This is a genomic window from Bacillus sp. YBsi01 (genome assembly GCF_038406745.1).
Lineage (GTDB): Bacteria > Bacillota > Bacilli > Bacillales > Bacillaceae > Bacillus > Bacillus siamensis.
On the sequence record NZ_CP151679.1, the window covers coordinates 1331983 to 1350906 of the forward strand.

Genomic DNA, 18924 nt, shown 5'->3' on the forward strand with positions numbered 1-18924 from the left:
GTTACTATCATTTTAACAAACTGTACGGCTGCTTGAGAACTGTATCGGCTTTCGGCTCTATGCGTACGAATGAAGTCCGGCAAGCACGAGATTCACAAAAATTAAGTTAAACATAATAATGGCGAAACCGATGACGGCAAGCCACGCGGACTTTTCGCCATGCCAGCCTCTCGACAGCCGCAAGTGCAAGTACGCTGCGTAAAATAAAAAGGTGATCAGCGCCCATACTTCTTTCGGGTCCCAGCCCCAAAAACGCGTCCATGCAAGCTGCGCCCAGATCATCGCAAACACAAGCGCGCCGAGCGTAAATACCGGAAAGCCGATAGAAACGGCGCGGTAGCCGACTTCATCTACCAAGTCCAGATTCACATTTTTGACGAGCGGGCTTAAAAGAGCGCTGATTCTCTTTCTGAATATCAGTCTGAGGGCGCCGTATAAGACGAGACCCGCGCCAAACGACCAGATCACCGTATTGACCTTTCTGCCTGAAAAAATAGCCGGAAGCTCAATAAACGGCTTCATCGCGCCTTCTGTAAGCAGTTCTCCCTCATGCGGGCCGACAAGCGCAGGCATATCATATATCATGACGCTTTTGGCGTCTTTTTTATCCACCCAATTAAATTCGGCTTTGTAGTCCGCCAGCCGGAATGCCGAGGTGACGGCGATAAATGCCACGGTCGTCACGATAATAAACATGATGAACTCGAGCCAGAACGTTTTTTTGCCCGGTCTGGACTGGTCGACATGCTTTAACAGGAAAATGACGCCAGCTACAAAGCTGATCGCAAGAATCGCCTGCCCGAGCGCCGCCGTCGTGACGTGAATGTACAGCCAATTGCTCTGCAATGACGGAATAAGCGGCGTAATATCAGTGGGAAACATGCTTGCGTACGCGATCAGCAAAAGCGCGACAGACAATGTGAACATGCCTAAAGACGGCAGTCTGTAAATAAAGTAAATAATAATAAAAGCGAGAACAAGCATCATGCCGAATGACGTTGTAAATTCAAACATATTGCTGACAGGCGCATGTCCGCTTGCCGACCATCTCGCAATGAAGTAGGCGAGATGGCAAAGAAATCCGACAATGGTTAACGTGATTCCGATAGCCGACCAGCGGCCCTTACTGTCCTTTGCGCCTTTTGTTCCCCGGATGGCGCCGCCGAAAACCGGGACGGCGATTAAATAAATCAAAAAGGCAACATAAAGAAAATTTGCGCTCAGCTCCGCCATGACACCACTCCTTTTTCATTAGGCCTGATTTTTGACCAGTTCTTTTTGATCGGCCGGTTCTTTAATCTCCGTCCCGCTAAGAACATATCCGATATCCTTTTTCAAACCGAACCAGTTTTTGTTCGTATGTCCTGCCACAAGCACTTCGCTGTCACCGGTTTTGATCCAGATCCTTCTGTGCTGCCAGTACATCCCTTGAATGACACCGATCATAAAGATCGCGCCCCCGACGGCAAGCACCCATAAGGTTAAGTCTTTTCTGACGGTGAGACCTGTAATGTTTTTCGTTTCCACATGGTCGAATTTTAATTTGTACTTGTTATTTGCGGAACCTTCAACAGTCTGCTGAATCGCAACAAAGCTTTTCTCCCCTTTCGGCTTGTCAGGAGCCGTGACTTTAAAGACGAAAGCCGGATTGTTTGGGACCTTTGTTTTCGTGCTCGGTTCGCCGTCCTTATTAAAATAAAAATCGGGAAGATAACTGGCAATCTGCACTTTGTAACCGTTACCAAGATCATAGTCCGTGTCGGGATCAAGAAGATTGATCTTCAGTTTGCCGAATGACCGTTTTGTTTTTTGGTCGATCAGCTGGAATACCATCCGATCGAGCTGGTTTTCTTTATAGTCCACCTGATACACAGAATAGGAGTCAAACCGCAGCGGTTCATTGACGCGGATATCGTTTTCTTTGACTCTTTTAAGCTTTGGCTTTTCACCGAATACGATGTCGCCCTCCCTCTTGTACAAAACCGCATCCGTTGTGAAGGATTTTGCGACTTTGCCGTTTCCGGCTCTGTCAATGGCATCGGCGAATACTTTTTTCTCAGTGTTTTTATTATACGTCTCCATGGTGAACCGGTTGTTTTTTAAGTAATATTGGCCGTCGGTGCCGGGAATCTGGGCGGTTTCGCCTTCACGGACCCAGAGCGTTTCATCGACGTACATACCGGGTACAAATCTCAGCATGGCTCCGATCAGAAAAATGATCAGGCCGATATGATTAACGTAGGGGCCCCACCTTGAAAAACGGCCCTTTTCTGCGAGAATACTTCCCTCTTGTTCCCGCACTCTATAATGCTTTTTTTTCAATCGTGTTCTGATGCCATCAGCCGTATCCCTGCTCAGCTCAGTTTCTGTCCGGCTGTATAGACGCTGCCGCCTTAAAAAGACCGGATTCCGCTGAACGCCTTGGTTTTTCAGCGCCCTGTACAACGGAATCACCCGATCCAGGCTGCAGATGACAAGTGATACGCCGATTGATGCGATCAAGAGCATATACCACCATGAACCGTACAGGTGATGAAACCCCAGCAGATAATACAATTGGCCGATTGTGCCGTACTGCTGTTCATAGTATGTATCCGGCTGAGCGCCCGGCGGCAGATAAGCTTCCTGCGGAAAAACCGTGCCGAATGCCGACGCCGCCAGAGTAATGACGATCAGCCATATTCCGACTTTAACGGAAGAAAAGAAATTCCATACCTTATCTACAATTGTTTTGTTATATGTTTGCGAACGTCTTGCGCTGCCGTCGTACCGCATATCGGCAAGCGGCGACTTTTGATCATCAAGCGGCTTTCCGCATGACTCGCACAATACCGTCCCGGCTGGATTCACGTGTCCGCATTCACATTTGACCTTTTTCATGAAGACGCCTCCGGCTTAATTAAATTCATATAGTCATGAACCATGCGTTCTGTCATCGTGCCGGTCACCACTTTCACGACTTTTCCGTCGGGATTGATCAAAAATGTCGTCGGGATAGGCGAAACGCCGTACGCGTCCAGCACTTGCCGGTCAGTATCAAGCGCAACAGGGAAATTGACGCCGTATGTTTTCATAAAATTATGTACTGCAATTTTTGATTCGCCGACATTTACCGCAATCACTTCGACACCGAGGTCTTTAAAATGCTTGTATTGATTCTCCATATAGGGAAATTCCTGCTTGCACGGCTCGCACCACGTTCCCCAGAAATTCAGAAAAACACCTTTTCCTTTTAACTGACTCAGTTCTATGAGTCTGCCCTCTGTATCTTTCAGCGCGAAATTCGGGGCTTTGGACCCCTCAGATATACGCTCGCCGTTTGAGTAAACAGCATGATAGACGGTATATCCGAGCGCGCAGAGTAAGATGAGAAGGATGCCGGTCCGAATGAATAAACGCCGCCGTTTTTTGTTCATTGTACACTGCTCCCCTCCCCTGCCTGCAAATCCATTCAATTATATCATCTTCGCGTTTTGTAATTTTTGAAGGTTATGTGAAAATTAGAAAGCGTTTTTACCGTGTTCAGCTAAAGCCCGCAGCCTTTTCACCTCATGCGGCGTCAATTCTCTTGCGTCTCCTGTGTGAAGGCCTCTTAAATCTAAAAAGGCGTATTCTTCACGTTTGAGCTTCAGCACGTCATGACCGATCGCCTCAAACATGCGGCGGACCTGTCTGTTCCGTCCTTCATGAATTGTCAGCTGAATAATGCTCGTCTGCTTTCTTTTGTCCAGAGAAAGCATTTTCGCTCTGGCCGGCGCTGTCTTGCCTTCTTCAAGCTGAATGCCGCGCTCAAGCTTCCGCAGAAGTTCCTTGGAAGGAATCCCCTTCACTTTGGCGACGTACGTCTTATCAATTTCGTATTTCGGGTGCATGAGTTTGTTGGCAAACTCGCCGTCATTTGTCAGTAATAAAAGACCGCTCGTATCATAATCAAGTCTGCCGATCGGATAAATACGCTGCGGCACTTCTTTGAAAAAGTCGGTTACCACTTTCCGCCCTTTATCGTCATCAGAAGCTGAGATCACTCCTCTCGGTTTATAAAGCAGAAAGTACACGGGTTCTTCCCGCTCCACCTTTAATCCGTTTACTTCAATCTGATCAGAACCGGTCACTTTTACGCCGAGCTCTGTTATTACTTTTCCATTCACCTTTACTTTTCCTTCTTTTATCAGCTCTTCTGCCTTTCTGCGTGATGCCACGCCGGCATGAGCAATAACTTTTTGCAGTCTTTCCATGTCGTTCACCTCAAGTATAATCTTACTTTTTTCCCCTTGAACAAACAAGCTTTTTCAAGGAGCATTATTCTGATATATAAAAAGCGCCTCAATCAGGCGCTTCCAAATAATAACGTAACTATGATGATTGATGCAACCACCCCGATCAAATCAGCAAGAAGACCAACCTTTAAAGCATCCCCCATTTTTTTGATGCCGACCGCACCGAAATACACAGTCAGGACATACAGCGTCGTGTCAGTCGATCCCTGCATGACCGACGCCAGTCTGCCGATAAATGAATCAGGCCCGTACACGGCGATCAAATCCGTCGTCATGCCGAGCGCCGCCGTACCCGAAATCGGACGGATCAGAGCAAGCGGCACGACCTCTGCGGGAATGCCGAGCGCCGTAAAGAAAGGCTTGCAGAGCCCCATGACAAAATCAAGCGCGCCCGAGGCTCGGAATACGGTTATCGCCACAAGCATCCCGACCAAATACGGAATGATGGAAAACGCAATCTCAATTCCTTCTTTTCCGCCTTCAACGAATGATTCATAAGTCGGCACTTTTTTGATCGTGCCGTATATCAATATACCGGCGATAATAATCGGAATCATGGCTAAAGACAGCCAATTCACCATTTCCATTCGCTTACCTCCCTTTTCTTTTGCGGCGGTACCAGAAGTAGCGGTCAATGAAAATCGCGCCGATACCCGAAATTAAAGTCGCTAAGATGGTCGGTCCGACGATATCGGTCGGTGATTTCGCCGAATAAGCCATGCGGACGGCAATGACGGTTGTCGGTATCAATGTAATGCTCGAAGTATTTACCGCCAAAAAGGTAATCATGGAACGGCTGGCCTCAGACTTGCCTCCGTTCAGCTTTTTCATCTGCTCCATGGCTTTAATGCCGAGGGGCGTCGCCGCGTTTCCCAATCCAAAAAAGTTTGCCATGAGATTTGATAAGATGTATCCCATTGCCGGATGATCAGGGGGGATATCAGGAAACAGCTTAGAAATAAACGGACGGCACATTCTGCTGAATATATCCAAAAGACCGGACTGCTCAGCTATTTTCATCAGTCCGAGCCAGAACACGAGGACGCTCATTAATCCGAACGAGATCGTAACCGCTTCTTTTGCTCCTTTAAAAACCGCTTCATTCACATCCTGCAAGGTTCCGTTAAACATCGCAAAGACCAGTCCGATTACCGTCAGACAGACCCAGATTAAATTGACCATGCTGAACCGCCCGCCGCGCTCATAAACAGGCTCGTAAACGTTTCAATGAAATGCTTTTTCGGTTTTTTAAGGTGCTCGTTTTCATAATAGACGGGGACCTTGGCGATCACTTTCCCATCAAGCATAACAGTCATCCGGCCGACGACATCAGGAATGAGAGAAGCATCCTTTTTCCAGGCTTTTTTCGGCTTTATTAAGGTTGTGCTGATTTTCACATCATCGATTTCATCCTCTTTTAACAAATACTTGACATCCCGGGAAATAAAAGCGTGTTTTCCGTAAAACGTCTTTTTCAGCTTCGGGATGCCGCCTTTTTTGGCGACGATATAGGTTTTATAGTGCTCAAAGACATAATTAAACATATTCATATGGTCATCCCAGTCATCCGGATCATTTATGGTGACTGCGATAAGATCCGTTCCGTCTTTTGAAGCCGTCGAAACGAGTGTCCGTTTCGCGATTTTTGTGTAACCCGTTTTTCCGCCTGTGCTGTAACGATAAAGCCCTGTCAGAAGCTTGTTTTTATTTTTCCATACCCGGTCCATCGTTTCCGCTTTATACACTTTGGTGCCCGAAACAGTCCGGTATTCCTTGATCTTCATCGCGTATTTAGTCAAAAGGGCCATATCATACGCCGTTGAATATAAATTTTCATGGTCGTCCAGCCCGTGGGGGTTTTGAAATTTTGTATTTTTCATTCCGATTTGCTCGGCTTTTTGGTTCATCATAAATACAAAACCGTCAAGACTTCCGCCGACATATTCAGCAATGGCCGCAGCGGCGTCATTTCCCGACCTCAGCATAAGCCCGTAAACGAGATCTTTCAGTTTCACTTTTTGTCCCGGCTGAAGATAAATGGCTGAGCCTTCCGTTTTTACGGCATTCGGCGAAACCGTCACCATCTCTTCCATCTTCCCTGATTCAATCGCCAGCACCGCCGTCATGATTTTCGTAATGCTCGCGATCCGCCGCTTATGGTGTTCGTCCTTAGCAAACAACACCCTGCCTGATGCACCGTCGATAATAATTGCGCTTTTTGCGCTGACATGTATTTGGGCATGTGCCGTATTTCCGTCTGTAATGGAAAACAAAATAACAAAAGTCAAAAGAAATACGGCAGCTTTTTTGAGAAAGCGCATGAATGCTCACGTCCTTGTTGTGGGTTTGTACAAGTTTATGCGCATGTCCATGACTTATGAATACCAATTGCATCTCTTTTACGTAAAAAAACTCTCCCTTTTGGGAGAGTTTTTTATCTGGATGATACCATATTCGAGCCTGATGCTTCATATTGCGCCAATTCTTCACGCATGCGCAGAAACTCACTGCTCAGTGAAAGCAGAAGGCTCCGCAGCGAATCGGGCACATGCTGATAAAATTCAATCGCACTTTGGCCTGTATAAGCGGCGCGGCTGTTTTCGTACCACGTATCCTTTTTCGGCATGAAAAATTCTTCCACGCACTGATGATACACTTTATAAAGCGTTTTTTCCGCTCTCGACTCATGAAACGGCTCCTGTATTAAGAGCCGGCGGCAGGCTTCCTGGGCGCCTTCGCAAAAGACGGTCATCCTTCTCAGCACACTGAGCACGTCGCGGCAGTATGCCTCATCCGCCTTTCCAGAAGCCTGCATTTCCGGTAATGTCGTATGATTTAAATAACTGTTGACCATCGTGACAACCTCGGCTAAAAATTCACCAGTTTCTTCAGTATGGGCCCTCACAATCGAATTTCCCATTTCCGTCCGTTTCCTTCCTCTCTTGTACTTCGTCAATTTGCGTTATTCATCAATGGCCTTTCCCTATTATCGTATGATGAAAAACCGTTATTATTTAATATCCTCAAAAGTTTGGTTGAAGTTTTCAAAGAATAAGTCGGCTTCCTCATGGAGAACGTCTTCTTCCGCATTTTCAGGAAGAGGCGGAAGCTCGTCCAGTGTTTTCAAGCCGAATTGTTCAAGAAATACCGGGGTCGTGCCGTATAAAATCGCCCGGCCGGGACCGTCGGCGCGTCCCACCTCACACAGCAGCGCTTTTGACACGAGACTGTGCAGAATCCGCTCAGACTTCACGCCCCGGATATCTTCAATTTCCGCCCGTGTAATCGGCTGCTTGTATGAAACGATCGCCAGCACTTCTAAAGAAGCCTGTGACAGTCCCTTTGACGGCACCTCGATTAATTTTTTCAAATAAGGCACGAATTCTTTTTTCGTTGCAAGCATATACGTATCCGCATATTCGGTCAGCTCAATGCCCCTGCCGTCTTCCTTGTACTGGGCGGCCACTTCTTCCATGATTCCGGCCAGTTCCGCTTCTTCTATTTCAAGCACCGTCACCAATTGCTTTTTGGTCAGCCCTTCATCACCCGCCGCGTACAGCAGGGCCTCCACAATCGCTGTCCAATTCACGATATCAAGCGCCATGAATGGATTCACTCCCCGTAATGTATATATCTGAAAAGTTTTCTTCCTGTTCGATGATAATCTGCTGATTCTTCATCAGCTCCAGAACGGCTAAAAACGTCACGACGAGATGGTCTTTTTGCCGAGAAGGAAAAAGCTCCGTAAAGTTGATTCTTCTTCCCGCCGTCTTTAAGCTTTTTACGATTTCGTTCATTCTGTCTTCAATCGGTATTTCCTGTCTTGTAATGGTGGTTTCTTTCGGCCGCGAGATTTTTTTACGCTGAAGCACCTTTTGAAACGCACCGATCATGTCATAAACGGTCACCGACAGCCTCTGCTCCGTCTGTTTGATTTCTTTTGCATACTCACTTAAATCACTCGGCGGCTTTGTAAATGACTTTTGTCTTTCTTCTTCCCGCTCTTTTAAATCCTTCGCAGCGGTTTTATATTTTCTATACTCAATCAGCTTTTCAATCAGTTCGTCCCGAGGGTCTTCCTCTTCAAGCATTTCATCTTCAAACAGCTCTTCCTCTTGTTTTGGAAGCAGCATTCTGCTTTTAATGCTGAGAAGCGTCGCCGCCATGACCAGATATTCACTGGCGACATCAAGTTCAAGCACTTGCATTGTATGTACATATAATAAATATTGTTCAGTAATGGTTGCCACGGGTATGTCGTATATGTCGATTTCAAGACGGTTAATCAGATGAAGCAGCAGGTCCAATGGGCCTTCAAACGTATCAATTTTCACTTGATATTCTACCATTATCTCACCATTTTCAATATCACTCTCATTGCCGGAAAAACTGGCTACCCTTTAGTATAATCCACCGAAATGCTCTCGTCCAATACTTTTCTAATTGTGCTTCGTTATTTAGAAAATACTGAAAAAAGAAGGTATACGCCTATACCTTTAAAGGCGGATGCACATATGATAGCCGTGTAAACATGAAACAAAGGGAGGCTGATTTCAGATGGGCGGAGCTTGTTTCGGCGGAGGTTTTGCATTAATTGTCGTTCTGTTTATTTTGCTTATTGTCGTAGGGGCATCTTATATCTGCTAGTTCTTCACGTTTCAGACACCAAGCCGCTCTTTTTTTCCTTTTCATAACGCTGTGGTACACTGGTTTTAGCAAAAGGAGGAAGCGGCTTGTATCCAAAAGCTTATATCGGCTTTTTGGCCGAATTTCACGCATCAAGAGATTATTTTGAGTGTCATGAACTGTTAGAAGAATATTGGAAAGAAAGCCCGCCTGAGGAGCGGAGCATTCATTGGGTCGGCCTGATTCAGCTAGCCGTCGCTCTGTATCACCAGCGGAGGGGAAATGAAGCCGGAGCGAAACGGCTGATCGCCAACAGCTTACGCATTCTGAGGGCTGAAAAACAGGCTGTCAGCTCTCTCGGCCTCAGCCATCCAAAGCTGATAGAGCTGATAGAATCGCTGTCAGACGATATAAAAGCCGGCCGGCCTTACAAAAGTGTTATGCTGCCGATTACAGATGACACTCTGAAAGAAGCGTGTCTTGCCGAATGCCGCCGCAAAGGCTATACATGGGGGCAGGCCGGCGTATCAGATACCTTTCTTATTCATAAACACCGCCTGCGGGACAGGACGGATGTCATTAAGGAACGCGAACGGGAAATGGAGAGAAGAAAAAAAAGCAGAGGCTGACGGACAGCCCTGCTTTTTCTGCATAAAAACAGCTCCCGAAACCGTGAAGATTCCGGGAGCATTTGTCAGTTATTATATGAAATATCCTGATCTTTTTGATGTTGACAGCGTTCAAAAAAGCTTTGCGTTAATTCATTCGGAACGAGTGCCTCCGTTTTGAACAGACGTTTTAAGGCGTCCATCATTTGCTTTCCGATTCCTTGATGGCGGTGAGAAGGATTCACGCTGATATGGCGGATTTCAACCTCTGAGTCTTTTTTTTCAACTCCGATCGCTCCGACGATATCTTCATCCTCTTTCCAAAGAAAGAGCTGGCGGCCAGTATCCGTTTCATAGTCCTTTATTGTCTGCTGAAGCTGCTTGAGATCTTTTTCATTCGGCATAAATGACAGAAGACCCATTGCAATCTTTTCAAACGATTTTTTATAACGAATTAACATAAAAACCCCTCTATATCCAAAATGTCCATTCATGTCCTAGCAAACGGATGAATAAAGGCGATCCGTTTCCTCACATTATATCATTTTCGCCGCTGTTTTAAACGCTTTTCAACAAATTATTCAAATGAACGGTTTAGATTCGCCATTTCAATGGCGGATACTGCGCAATCCGCTCCCTTATTTCCGGCTTTTGTTCCTGCGCGTTCGATCGCCTGCTCAATGGTTTCAGTCGTTACGATACCGAAGATAACCGGGACGCCCGTCGCCGTGCCCGCTTGAGCGATGCCTTTTGCCGCTTCGTTGCAGACATAGTCATAATGCGTTGTCGCTCCTCTGATCACCGTGCCGAGTGTAATTACGGCATCGTATTTTTTCGTTTCCGCCATTTTTTTTGCCGCAAACGGGATTTCAAACGCTCCCGGCACCCAAGCAACGTCAATGTCATTTGATTCTACACCGTGGCGAAGCAATGTATCTTCCGCTCCGCTTAACAGCTTGCTCGTAATAAATTCATTAAATCTGCCGACGACGATTCCGATTTTAAGTCCTGTTCCTACTAAGTTACCTTGTATGATATTCATATGTTATCCATCCTTTTTTGTGAGATTTGTTTTTAGAAATGAAGCAAGTGTCCGAGTTTGTTCATTTTGGTTTGTAAATAATTCCTGTTATGCTCACCCGCCTCCATTTGAAGCGGCACCCGTTCTGAAATGCTCAGTCCGTATCCTTCAAGGCCGGCGATTTTCCGGGGGTTATTGGTTAAAAGTTTCATATGCTGAACCCCCAAATCGCGGAGAATCTGGGCGCCGATCCCGTAGTTGCGCAGGTCAGGCAGAAAGCCGAGCGCTTCGTTCGCTTCAACCGTGTCATACCCCTCTTCCTGCAATCGATACGCTTTCAGCTTATTGATTAAACCGATTCCTCTTCCTTCCTGACGCAAATACAATAAGACGCCTCGGCCCGCTTCGGCAATTTGCGCAAGCGCGGCATGAAGCTGAGGCCCGCAATCACAGCGGTGGGATGCAAACACATCGCCCGTCAGGCATTCTGAGTGCACTCTGACAAGAACGGGTTCGCTGCTAAACGGGACATCGCCCATAACAAAGGCGAGGTGTTCTTTTCCGTCAACCTCGTTTGTATATCCGTAAACCCGGAACGTGCCGAAGTCAGTCGGCAGCGTAATGTCAACTTCTCGGTTCACAAGTGTCGTAATGTTGTAACGGTATTCTATTAAGTCTTTTATCGTAATCATTTTCAGCCGGTGGCGTTTGGCGATTTCTGATAACTCCGGCACTCTGGCCATTGTGCCGTCTTCATTCATAATTTCACAAATGACGCCCGCTCCTTGAGAGCCGCATGCTTTTGCAAGGTCAACGGCTGCTTCCGTGTGGCCCGCCCGCTTCAGGACGCCTCCTTTTTTTGCGATTAAGGGAAAAATGTGGCCCGGACGCTGAAAATCGTCAGACACAGATTCCTCGTTCAACAGCGCCTGAATCGTAAAAGAACGTTCTTGAGCGCTGATTCCTGTTTTTGTCAGTCTGTGGTCAATGCTGACCGTAAACGCGGTTTCATGTGAGTCCGTATTATGATCGACCATCGGGTGAAGATCCAGCCGGGCGGCAATATCTTCAGAAAGCGGCGTGCAGATCAGGCCCCTCCCATGGGTCGCCATAAAATTGACCACTTCAGGTGTGGCATGCTCAGCGAGCGCTACGAAATCTCCTTCATTTTCTCTGTCTTCATCATCGACAACGATGATGACTTCACCTTTTTTCAGCGCCTCTAACGCCTCTTCTATTGGATGAAACATATTGATCTTCCTTTCTAAAAGCCGTTCTCGCTTAAAAAAGCTTCTGTGATCGTTTGATTGCTTTTCGTTTGTTCTGTTTTGTGCAAAAAGCGGTATAAGTATTTGCCGATCATGTCACACTCAATATTTACGGTCGAGCCGACTGTTTTCGTCTGAAAAATCGTTTCTGAGATGGTATGCGGAATAACAGATACCGTCACGCTTTCGTCTGATAAACCGAAAATCGTCAGGCTCACGCCGTCTACCGTAATTGAACCTTTCAAGACGAGCGTTTTCGTCAATTCAGGCGAAAGTTTCAGATCGTAATAAACCGCGTTGCTTTTTTTCTCAATCCGGGTAATTTCCGCCGTTCCGTCCACATGCCCGGATACAAAGTGGCCGCCGAAGCGTCCGTTGGCGGACATCGCTCTTTCCAGATTGACTTTGCTGCCTTTTGACAAGCCGTTCAGCGAAGTGGCTTTTACGGTTTCCGGCATGACATCAACCGTAAATTGATTATCAGAAAATCCGGTTACGGTCAGGCAGATGCCGTTTACCGCGATGCTGTCGCCAAGTTTCACATCGCTTGTCACTTTTGAAGCGGCGATGGTTAATGCCATGGAAAGGCCTGTCTTTTTGATTGCTTGGATCGTGCCTGTTTCTTCAACGATTCCTGTAAACATCGTCACCATCCTTTCCGTCTTTAGGTATGGCCGTCAGTTTTATATCCGGCCCGATTTGGGTGATTTGAGTGAATTGTAAATGGGGGACATCTTTCATTGATTGAAAACCTTCACCGGAGATCAAGCTGGGAGCAAACGTTCCTCCGATTAATTTAGGGGCGAAATAGAAATGAAGCTCCTCGAAACAGCCTTCCTTGACAAAACTTCCGTGTACGGATGCGCCGCCTTCCACATAAACGGACATTATGCCGTTTTCAGCGAGAATGCTGAGCACCTCAGGAATGTGAATGCGGTCTGTTTCAAGCGAAAAGACTTTTATTCCGAGTGCGGTCAGCCGCTCTTTCTTTTGCACGTCAGCGTCTTTGGCCGTAAATATCCATGTCGGCGCGGCGCCGTCAGTGACCACATTTGCCGTTTCCGGAATGGTCAGCTTTGTATCGAGAATGACTCTGACCGGCTGCTTGACCGCACCGGGCAGCCTGCAGGTCAGGCTCGGATTATCGGCTTTGACTGTGCCTGCTCCGACAAGAATGCTTTGATGCGATTTCCTGTATTGCTGGGCATCAAGCCTTGCCGCCTCTGAAGTAATCCATTTGCTGTCACCGGTTTCAGTCGCTGTTTTCCCGTCAAGGCTTGCGGCCGCTTTCAAGGTGACATACGGAAGTCCGGTCCTCATGAAGTGAAGAAACATTTTATTCAGCTCTTCTGCCTGCTGCCTGAGAATTCCGGTTTTCACTTCGATGCCCGCTGCTTCCAGCATTCTGATGCCTTTTCCGGCGACTAGCGGATTTGGATCCGTCATAGCGACAAATACCCTTTTTATCCCCGACTTTATCATCAGTTCGGCGCATGGCGGTGTTTTTCCGTAATGGCTGCAAGGCTCCAGCGTCACATACATATCTGCGTCTTTTGTGTGACTGCCTGCCATATTGATCGCGTGCACTTCCGCATGGGCTTCTCCGTATTGCAAATGGGCGCCCATTCCGACGATCTGGCCGTTTTTGACGACGACAGCACCGACAAGGGGATTGGACTGCGTCTGCCCTTCACCGCGTCTGGCAAGCTCTATTGCCGTATTCATATAATATTCTTCCATCGTTATCCCTCCCTTCTTCCACGCAATTTGGCGTCAAAAAAGCCCCGAATGTTTACACAGTTCGGGGCTTTGCCAGTTTTAATCCATAGGAAATAAGACTATACAGTATGATTATTTTTTGCATAGCTTCTCTCATCCTTCTCCCATCCAGACTTTCACTGTCGGCTTCAGCTTTTCACTGAATCCACCGTATACAGATGCATACGGGTCACGGGCTGTAAAGCGCAAAACGCCTTATTACCGCCGGTCGGGATTTTCACCCAGCCCCGAAGGATACAATCAATATTTTTTTGTCCTTATCCGCTATTATAACATCCTTTGCGGCAGGCGCAATGAATTTGCACCCGCTTTTTCAGAAAAAATAAAAAGCGCCCCTTTCCCAAAAAGGCGCCTTTATTTATTCGTTTACTTTAACAACCTTCAATAAGCCGTCAATCCGATTTGATTTGCTGAAATACGCTTTAATCTTATCTCCTTGTTTCACGTCGGAAAGATCCTGCTTCAGCTTGTCGCCGTTAAAAATGATTTTTGTGCCGTTTGCTGCCGTGCCGTGGTATTCGGTTCCTTCTATTTTCGTAATTTTATATGTTTTCACTGTATATTCTTCTTTTTCTTGAGACAGGGTTTGTCCGATAGCCGTCGGCACGTCTTTCAGCTCAATATCGTTTATGACCATAAAACCGCCCGCCAATAACAGCAGCAGTACAAGTAAAATGGCTGCTTTTGTTTTAATTCTTCCCATTTTTCTACCTCCAGCCGTATCAATCTATTCATTACTATGTCATATTCCTTTTTTTCATGAATAGAAAACCGTTCTTCCCTGCGTGAGTTATTCATATAACGTTTCGTCAAGGGAAGATGTTTCATGTATCTGTAAAACTTTCTATCTATTAAATAGATATACGAATTTATGTTCTGTTTTTGTGGGTGGGGAGATTAATTTATATAAAAAAAAGCAGTTTTCTCATAAAGAAAACTGCCGTACGGTTTATTTCGTCTTGCGGATTTCGTTAAACGGGAAGAAGACGAATTTTGATGTGCCCGCGATTTGTTTTTTCGTAAAAAGACCGAGGCCGTTGCGGCTGTCCATAGATTCTCTGCGGTTATCACCCATGACGAAATATTTGTCGTCCGGCACTTTCACCGGGCCGAAGTCTTCCGTCAGACGGTCATAGCCGCCTTGCTTCGCTTTTTTCTTGTTTGCCGCTAAATACGGTTCGGACACTTTTTTGCCGTTGATGTACAGCTGGTCGTTTTTCATTTGCACCGTGTCGCCGGGAAGTCCGATAATCCGTTTGACATAGTGTTCATTTTCTCCGTTCAGAACGACGATCTGGCCGCGTTTGAAGTCGCTTATGTATTTGACCGTCATATTGACAAAGATTCTCTCGCGGTCATGCAGCGTCGGTTCCATTGATCTTCCGTCAACGAGATAAGGAGCAAATAAAAAGTTGCGGATGAGCAATGCGAGAACGACAGCGATGATAATGGCTTTCGCCCAATCAAGTACGGCGCTTTTTTTAGAAGTTTTTTCTTTTTCTGATTTCAAGTGATTTCCTCCCATTAGCCATGGTCGTTTTTATTTTACCATGAATCCCTGCACAGAGGGCAAATAAGCCCCGCACCTCATCCATTTTTTTCATTTTATAAGCCGGATCTGCTGATTTTACGGTATTTTACGAAGCTTCCGATCCGCCAAATGCACAAATACACAAAAGCAAGCTCCATTGTTAAAACGGCAAATTCCGTGGCGTCAATGTTTTTGAAATATTGACTGAGCACGATACGGATCGCAATAATCGCGATAATGACATATTTAAAGTTTTTATTCCGCTTAGAGTACACAAAGCCGTCTTCCCGGATTTCATATGCGGTTTGCGACAGCATGATGAAGCCAAATACTGCGCCTAACAGCCCGGCGATGGCGAGCTCCCAAACAGCGGGAAGATGAAACGGCTTTCCGGGGATATTCATGAGCTGGCTGATGCTCAATGAAAAAATGACGGCGATAATCAAAAGCGGGAGAATGATGCCGAAGCCGCCGCCTTTAATCGGCCTGTTTCCTTTTTTCAGCCTGAACCAAAAAATAAGTGCGATAATGATAATGACAAATAAAACGGTTGCCAATTGAACCAACGTTTTTACCTCTTTTCATTCTTGTAATCGGTCTTTTACACTATACCAGAGTGACTGCCGAAGTTCATATATGTATTTTTTCATGATTTACACATGAGAATTTTCATATACATAAAAAAACCCGCCTCCAAAAGGCGGGTTTTTCCGTCATTAACCTTCTACACGGACTTCTTTCATTTTGTCTCCGTTAGACATGTTTTTCGCGTGCTCTAAACCGCTTGTCACTTTTCCGAATACAGTATGAACGCCGTTTAAATGCGGCTGCGGCTCATGTACGATGAAGAATTGGCTTGAACCCGTGTCTTTACCGGCATGCGCCATTGATAAAGAACCGGCTTCGTGCTTATGCGGATTGCCTTCTGTTTCACATTTGATCGTTTTTCCGCTTCCGCCCATGCCTGTCCCAGTCGGATCTCCGCCTTGGCTGACAAAGCCCGGAATCACGCGGTGGAAAATAACGCCGTCGTAGAAGCCTGTATTCGCCAGGTTTTCAAAGTTAGCGACTGTATTAGGCGCTTCATTCGGATAAAGTTCAAATTCGATTCTGCTGCCGTTCTCCATTTCGATGTAACCAGTTTTCATTCTCATTCCTACTTCCATATGTTTTTTGTCAAAGCCTTCTTCAATATGAATTTCAATTGTAAGCCGGCTTTCTTTTTGATATTCTTTTGAAGGAAGATGCGTCTGCTCTTCTTTTCGCGGCTATTATACCACACCTTCAGCCGGAAAACGAATCTCCCCGCTTCCAAAGAAAGAAAATGAAACCAGAACAGCTTCACAGCCGTCTATGTAACGGAACTGCTTCACGCAGTCCCTCACAAACCGCTTCAAAACGGCATTTGTGAAAAGAAGGAGGTTAACCGCTTTGAAAAAAATGTGGATTGGATTGCTGGCGGCGGCCGCAGTATTGTGCACAATACCGAAAATCAGCCTGGCCGATGCCGCAGTCGGAGATGTTATCGTCACACTGGGGGCAGATCTGTCAAACGCAGACCGTCAGAAAGTGCTTGACGAATTAAATGTCCCTGATAACGCGACAAAGGTGACAGTCACGAATAAAGAAGAACATGAATATCTGGGAAAATATATATCGAATGCCCAAATCGGCACAAGAGCCATTTCTTCATCATCCATCACGGTGGAAAAGAAAGGGTCCGGACTTGACGTCCAAACCCATAATATTGATTCCATTACGGATGAGATGTACTTAAACGCCCTGATGACAGCAGGCGTGAAAGATGCAAAAGTATACGTGACGGCGCCGTTTGAGGTATCAGGAACCGCCGCATTGACAGGAATCATTAAGGCGTATGAAGTGTCATCAGACAAAGCGATTTCAGAAGACGTAAAACAGGTCGCCAACCAAGAGCTTGTTACAACTTCAAATCTCGGGGAAAAAATCGGAGATAAAAACGCCTCCGCGCTTATCGCAAACATTAAAGACGATTTTGCGAAAAACGGTGTGCCCGATACAAAAGAAGGAATCGAAAAAAAAGTCGATGATGCGGCATCAAACCTTAACATTACACTGACTGACGCTCAAAAAGACCAGTTAGTTTCATTGTTTAATAAAATGAAAAATGCCAAGATTGATTGGGGCCAAGTCGGCAATCAGCTCGATAAGGCAAAAGACAAAATCACAAAATTCATTCAATCCGATGAAGGCAAAAGCTTTATCCAAAAAGTCATTGATTTCTTCGCTTCAATTTGGAATGCGATCGTGTCTGTATTTACAGGAGACAGCGGATCAACTTCTTCAAACAGCTGAGACAAAAAAGAGACCGGACTCCATTGTCCCGGTCTCTTTTTTTATTTATTGTTTGACCCCCGTCTTAAACGGCAGATCCAGCTTTACGATGTCTTCATAGGTTTCCCTTTTAATGACAAGATGCGCTTCGCCGTCTTCCACAAATACGACGGCAGGCCGCGGAATACGGTTGTAGTTGTTAGCCATGCTGTATCCGTATGCCCCCGTGCAGAAGACGGCGAGAAGATCGCCTTCTTTCACTTCCGGAAGATCTATATCCCAGATGAGCATATCCCCGCTTTCACAGCACTTACCCGCAATGGACACCGTCGTGTCGTGGTGTTCTCCGATTCTGTTTGCCGAAACGGCTTCATATTTGGCCTGATAAAGCGCAGGACGGATATTGTCGCTCATGCCTCCGTCAACCGCTGCATATTTACGGGTGCCGGGAACTTCTTTTTGCGAGCCGATGGTATAAAGCGTCGTTCCGGCGTCGCCGACGAGCGAGCGCCCCGGTTCAATCCAAATTTCCGGAATGTCAAAAGCATGCAGCGCTGCGTTTTCTTTTACAGCTTCGATTATTTTTTCTACGTAGACGGCAGGATGAAGAGGTTCATCCTCTTCCGTGTAACGGATGCCGAAGCCGCCCCCTAAATTCAGCACTTCAGAGACGAAACCGAAAGATTCTCTCCATTCACTCAGTTTAGCGAAGATTTTTTCTGCGGCCAGCACAAAGCCCGCCGTATCAAAAATTTGTGATCCGATGTGGCAGTGAACACCGAGAAGATGGATATGGTCTGACTGCAGCACTTGCTCTATCGCCTTTTCTATTTGCCCGTTATGCAGATCAAAGCCGAATTTGGAATCTTCCTGTCCGGTCGTAATATAATCATGCGTGTGCGCCTCTACCCCCGGGGTGATCCGCAGAAGCACATCCATGGTGCGCCCTGATTTGCTGCACAGTTCCGCGAGTAAGGATATTTCATAAAAATTATCAACGACGATGCAGCCGATTTGATGATCGAGTGCCATTTTCAATTCTTCTCTGCTTTTGTTATTGCCGTGAAAATGAATCCGTTCAGCCGGAAAACCAGCCGAAACCGCCGTAAACAGCTCTCCGCCGGATACAACGTCCAGTGAGAGCCCCTCCTGCTCAGCAAGCTGTATCATTGCAACGGAGGAAAACGCCTTGCTCGCGTATGCGACCTGCGCTTTTAAATCCGCGTCAATGAATGCCTGTTTAAAGCTTTTAGCGCGCTCACGTATTAAAGCCACGTCATAAACATAAAGAGGCGTGCCGTAATGCTCCGCTAAATACAGGGCATCCACACCTCCGATTTCCAGATGACCTAGTTTGTTTTGTCTGCTTGTGCCATGTAAGAACAATGCTCATTCCCTCTTTCTGATCCGCATATGGGTGAAAAGGACAGCTTTTTTGAGCTGTCCTTATACAAGTCCCGCATAAGTTAAGACATACAATATCATAATCTTCTGTCGGTTT

At 46.3% G+C, this 18924-nt stretch carries 23 protein-coding genes and 1 riboswitch; of the genes, 3 read left to right on the forward strand and 20 right to left on the reverse strand.

Features of this window, described 5'->3' with window-relative positions; all coding sequences use genetic code 11:
- Positions 1 to 57 precede the first annotated feature (57 nt).
- The 10 genes from ccsB to AADZ70_RS06700 form a co-directional block, all read right to left on the reverse strand.
- On the reverse strand, positions 58 to 1233 hold the full coding sequence (ccsB, locus tag AADZ70_RS06655) for a c-type cytochrome biogenesis protein CcsB (protein WP_342007900.1): 1176 nt from the start codon (positions 1231 to 1233) through the stop codon (positions 58 to 60).
- A gap of 18 nt (positions 1234 to 1251) precedes the next feature.
- Positions 1252 to 2880, reverse strand: coding sequence for a cytochrome c biogenesis protein ResB (locus AADZ70_RS06660; RefSeq protein ID WP_095241741.1), 1629 nt, complete (start codon positions 2878 to 2880; stop codon positions 1252 to 1254).
- Entirely contained in the window at positions 2877 to 3416 is a 540-nt protein-coding gene (locus tag AADZ70_RS06665) for a thiol-disulfide oxidoreductase ResA (RefSeq protein ID WP_047475705.1), read from the reverse strand. The genes AADZ70_RS06660 and AADZ70_RS06665 overlap by 4 nt, the downstream gene beginning before the upstream one ends.
- 84 nt (positions 3417 to 3500) lie before the next feature.
- Positions 3501 to 4235, reverse strand: a complete 735-nt coding sequence (rluB, locus tag AADZ70_RS06670; protein WP_016939136.1) for a 23S rRNA pseudouridine(2605) synthase RluB — start codon at positions 4233 to 4235, stop codon at positions 3501 to 3503.
- Between the two features lie 92 nt (positions 4236 to 4327).
- Entirely contained in the window at positions 4328 to 4864 is a 537-nt protein-coding gene (spmB, locus tag AADZ70_RS06675) for a spore maturation protein SpmB (RefSeq protein WP_003153387.1), read from the reverse strand.
- 4 nt (positions 4865 to 4868) lie between these two features.
- The gene (locus AADZ70_RS06680) at positions 4869 to 5459 is read right to left on the reverse strand and encodes a nucleoside recognition domain-containing protein (protein WP_003153385.1); all 591 of its coding nucleotides are present in this window, start codon (positions 5457 to 5459) and stop codon (positions 4869 to 4871) included.
- On the reverse strand, positions 5447 to 6598 hold the full coding sequence (locus tag AADZ70_RS06685; RefSeq protein ID WP_342007901.1) for a D-alanyl-D-alanine carboxypeptidase family protein: 1152 nt from the start codon (positions 6596 to 6598) through the stop codon (positions 5447 to 5449). Before AADZ70_RS06685 ends, AADZ70_RS06680 begins: the two co-directional genes overlap by 13 nt.
- A gap of 113 nt (positions 6599 to 6711) precedes the next feature.
- Entirely contained in the window at positions 6712 to 7197 is a 486-nt protein-coding gene (locus AADZ70_RS06690) for a DUF3907 family protein (RefSeq protein WP_045925491.1), read from the reverse strand.
- 90 nt (positions 7198 to 7287) lie between these two features.
- Positions 7288 to 7881, reverse strand: coding sequence for an SMC-Scp complex subunit ScpB (gene scpB / locus AADZ70_RS06695; RefSeq protein WP_342007902.1), 594 nt, complete (start codon positions 7879 to 7881; stop codon positions 7288 to 7290).
- Positions 7871 to 8626 carry a segregation/condensation protein A gene (locus AADZ70_RS06700; RefSeq protein WP_016939140.1) on the reverse strand — a complete coding sequence of 252 codons (756 nt, stop codon included), beginning with the start codon at positions 8624 to 8626 and terminating at the stop codon, positions 7871 to 7873. The genes scpB and AADZ70_RS06700 overlap by 11 nt, the downstream gene beginning before the upstream one ends.
- 208 nt (positions 8627 to 8834) lie before the next feature.
- Between AADZ70_RS06700 and AADZ70_RS06705 the strand changes: the two genes are divergently transcribed.
- Both AADZ70_RS06705 and AADZ70_RS06710 read left to right on the forward strand, forming a co-directional pair.
- A complete protein-coding gene (locus AADZ70_RS06705; protein ID WP_016939141.1) occupies positions 8835 to 8924 on the forward strand; it encodes a YjcZ family sporulation protein in 90 nt (29 codons plus the stop codon).
- Between the two features lie 86 nt (positions 8925 to 9010).
- The gene (locus tag AADZ70_RS06710; RefSeq protein ID WP_047475701.1) at positions 9011 to 9532 is read left to right on the forward strand and encodes a DUF309 domain-containing protein; all 522 of its coding nucleotides are present in this window, start codon (positions 9011 to 9013) and stop codon (positions 9530 to 9532) included.
- 65 nt (positions 9533 to 9597) lie between these two features.
- Here AADZ70_RS06710 and ribT read toward each other — a convergent pair whose 3' ends face one another.
- The 9 genes from ribT to AADZ70_RS06755 all read right to left on the reverse strand — a co-directional run bounded on the left by ribT (position 9598) and on the right by AADZ70_RS06755 (position 16258).
- A complete protein-coding gene (ribT, locus tag AADZ70_RS06715; RefSeq protein ID WP_003153373.1) occupies positions 9598 to 9972 on the reverse strand; it encodes a GNAT family N-acetyltransferase RibT in 375 nt (124 codons plus the stop codon).
- 116 nt (positions 9973 to 10088) lie between these two features.
- Positions 10089 to 10553 (reverse strand): 6,7-dimethyl-8-ribityllumazine synthase, encoded by a 465-nt coding sequence (ribE, locus tag AADZ70_RS06720; protein WP_003153372.1) that lies wholly within the window; start codon positions 10551 to 10553, stop codon positions 10089 to 10091.
- 32 nt (positions 10554 to 10585) lie between these two features.
- Positions 10586 to 11782, reverse strand: coding sequence for a bifunctional 3,4-dihydroxy-2-butanone-4-phosphate synthase/GTP cyclohydrolase II (locus AADZ70_RS06725; protein ID WP_045925493.1), 1197 nt, complete (start codon positions 11780 to 11782; stop codon positions 10586 to 10588).
- Positions 11783 to 11796: 14 nt separating this feature from the next.
- Positions 11797 to 12444, reverse strand: a complete 648-nt coding sequence (gene ribE, locus AADZ70_RS06730; RefSeq protein ID WP_045925494.1) for a riboflavin synthase — start codon at positions 12442 to 12444, stop codon at positions 11797 to 11799.
- Entirely contained in the window at positions 12425 to 13540 is a 1116-nt protein-coding gene (ribD, locus tag AADZ70_RS06735) for a bifunctional diaminohydroxyphosphoribosylaminopyrimidine deaminase/5-amino-6-(5-phosphoribosylamino)uracil reductase RibD (protein WP_342007903.1), read from the reverse strand. Before ribD ends, ribE (AADZ70_RS06730) begins: the two co-directional genes overlap by 20 nt.
- A gap of 131 nt (positions 13541 to 13671) precedes the next feature.
- Positions 13672 to 13818: riboswitch (FMN riboswitch) on the reverse strand.
- Positions 13819 to 13937: 119 nt separating this feature from the next.
- Positions 13938 to 14282, reverse strand: coding sequence for a hypothetical protein (locus AADZ70_RS06740; RefSeq protein WP_049628716.1), 345 nt, complete (start codon positions 14280 to 14282; stop codon positions 13938 to 13940).
- A gap of 246 nt (positions 14283 to 14528) precedes the next feature.
- Positions 14529 to 15104, reverse strand: coding sequence for a signal peptidase I (gene lepB / locus AADZ70_RS06745; RefSeq protein WP_032864909.1), 576 nt, complete (start codon positions 15102 to 15104; stop codon positions 14529 to 14531).
- Between the two features lie 80 nt (positions 15105 to 15184).
- A complete protein-coding gene (locus AADZ70_RS06750) occupies positions 15185 to 15676 on the reverse strand; it encodes a CcdC protein domain-containing protein (RefSeq protein WP_016939148.1) in 492 nt (163 codons plus the stop codon).
- A gap of 150 nt (positions 15677 to 15826) precedes the next feature.
- A complete protein-coding gene (locus tag AADZ70_RS06755; protein WP_038463262.1) occupies positions 15827 to 16258 on the reverse strand; it encodes a peptidylprolyl isomerase in 432 nt (143 codons plus the stop codon).
- 283 nt (positions 16259 to 16541) lie between these two features.
- On the opposite strand from AADZ70_RS06755, the gene AADZ70_RS06760 reads away from it, so the two are divergent.
- Entirely contained in the window at positions 16542 to 17444 is a 903-nt protein-coding gene (locus tag AADZ70_RS06760; RefSeq protein ID WP_016939151.1) for a DUF1002 domain-containing protein, read from the forward strand.
- A gap of 45 nt (positions 17445 to 17489) precedes the next feature.
- Here the strand turns inward: AADZ70_RS06760 and lysA are convergent, their stop codons facing one another.
- Positions 17490 to 18809 carry a diaminopimelate decarboxylase gene (lysA, locus tag AADZ70_RS06765; protein WP_047475694.1) on the reverse strand — a complete coding sequence of 440 codons (1320 nt, stop codon included), beginning with the start codon at positions 18807 to 18809 and terminating at the stop codon, positions 17490 to 17492.
- Between the last annotated feature and the right edge of the window lie 115 nt (positions 18810 to 18924).

What these genes read in the sequence shown, in the direction of transcription:
- ccsB (WP_342007900.1), bottom strand. Translation starts at nt 1,233, where the DNA reads ATGGCGGAGCTGAGCGCAAATTTTCTTTATGTTGCCTTTTTGATTTAT.
- AADZ70_RS06660 (WP_095241741.1), bottom strand. Translation starts at nt 2,880, where the DNA reads ATGAAAAAGGTCAAATGTGAATGCGGACACGTGAATCCAGCCGGGACG.
- AADZ70_RS06665 (WP_047475705.1), bottom strand. Translation starts at nt 3,416, where the DNA reads ATGAACAAAAAACGGCGGCGTTTATTCATTCGGACCGGCATCCTTCTC.
- rluB (WP_016939136.1), bottom strand. Translation starts at nt 4,235, where the DNA reads ATGGAAAGACTGCAAAAAGTTATTGCTCATGCCGGCGTGGCATCACGC.
- spmB (WP_003153387.1), bottom strand. Translation starts at nt 4,864, where the DNA reads ATGGAAATGGTGAATTGGCTGTCTTTAGCCATGATTCCGATTATTATC.
- AADZ70_RS06680 (WP_003153385.1), bottom strand. Translation starts at nt 5,459, where the DNA reads ATGGTCAATTTAATCTGGGTCTGTCTGACGGTAATCGGACTGGTCTTT.
- AADZ70_RS06685 (WP_342007901.1), bottom strand. Translation starts at nt 6,598, where the DNA reads ATGCGCTTTCTCAAAAAAGCTGCCGTATTTCTTTTGACTTTTGTTATT.
- AADZ70_RS06690 (WP_045925491.1), bottom strand. Translation starts at nt 7,197, where the DNA reads ATGGGAAATTCGATTGTGAGGGCCCATACTGAAGAAACTGGTGAATTT.
- scpB (WP_342007902.1), bottom strand. Translation starts at nt 7,881, where the DNA reads ATGGCGCTTGATATCGTGAATTGGACAGCGATTGTGGAGGCCCTGCTG.
- AADZ70_RS06700 (WP_016939140.1), bottom strand. Translation starts at nt 8,626, where the DNA reads ATGGTAGAATATCAAGTGAAAATTGATACGTTTGAAGGCCCATTGGAC.
- AADZ70_RS06705 (WP_016939141.1), top strand. Translation starts at nt 8,835, where the DNA reads ATGGGCGGAGCTTGTTTCGGCGGAGGTTTTGCATTAATTGTCGTTCTG.
- ribT (WP_003153373.1), bottom strand. Translation starts at nt 9,972, where the DNA reads ATGTTAATTCGTTATAAAAAATCGTTTGAAAAGATTGCAATGGGTCTT.
- ribE (WP_003153372.1), bottom strand. Translation starts at nt 10,553, where the DNA reads ATGAATATCATACAAGGTAACTTAGTAGGAACAGGACTTAAAATCGGA.
- AADZ70_RS06725 (WP_045925493.1), bottom strand. Translation starts at nt 11,782, where the DNA reads ATGTTTCATCCAATAGAAGAGGCGTTAGAGGCGCTGAAAAAAGGTGAA.
- ribE (WP_045925494.1), bottom strand. Translation starts at nt 12,444, where the DNA reads ATGTTTACAGGAATCGTTGAAGAAACAGGCACGATCCAAGCAATCAAA.
- ribD (WP_342007903.1), bottom strand. Translation starts at nt 13,540, where the DNA reads ATGGAAGAATATTATATGAATACGGCAATAGAGCTTGCCAGACGCGGT.
- AADZ70_RS06740 (WP_049628716.1), bottom strand. Translation starts at nt 14,282, where the DNA reads ATGGGAAGAATTAAAACAAAAGCAGCCATTTTACTTGTACTGCTGCTG.
- lepB (WP_032864909.1), bottom strand. Translation starts at nt 15,104, where the DNA reads ATGGGAGGAAATCACTTGAAATCAGAAAAAGAAAAAACTTCTAAAAAA.
- AADZ70_RS06755 (WP_038463262.1), bottom strand. Translation starts at nt 16,258, where the DNA reads ATGAAAACTGGTTACATCGAAATGGAGAACGGCAGCAGAATCGAATTT.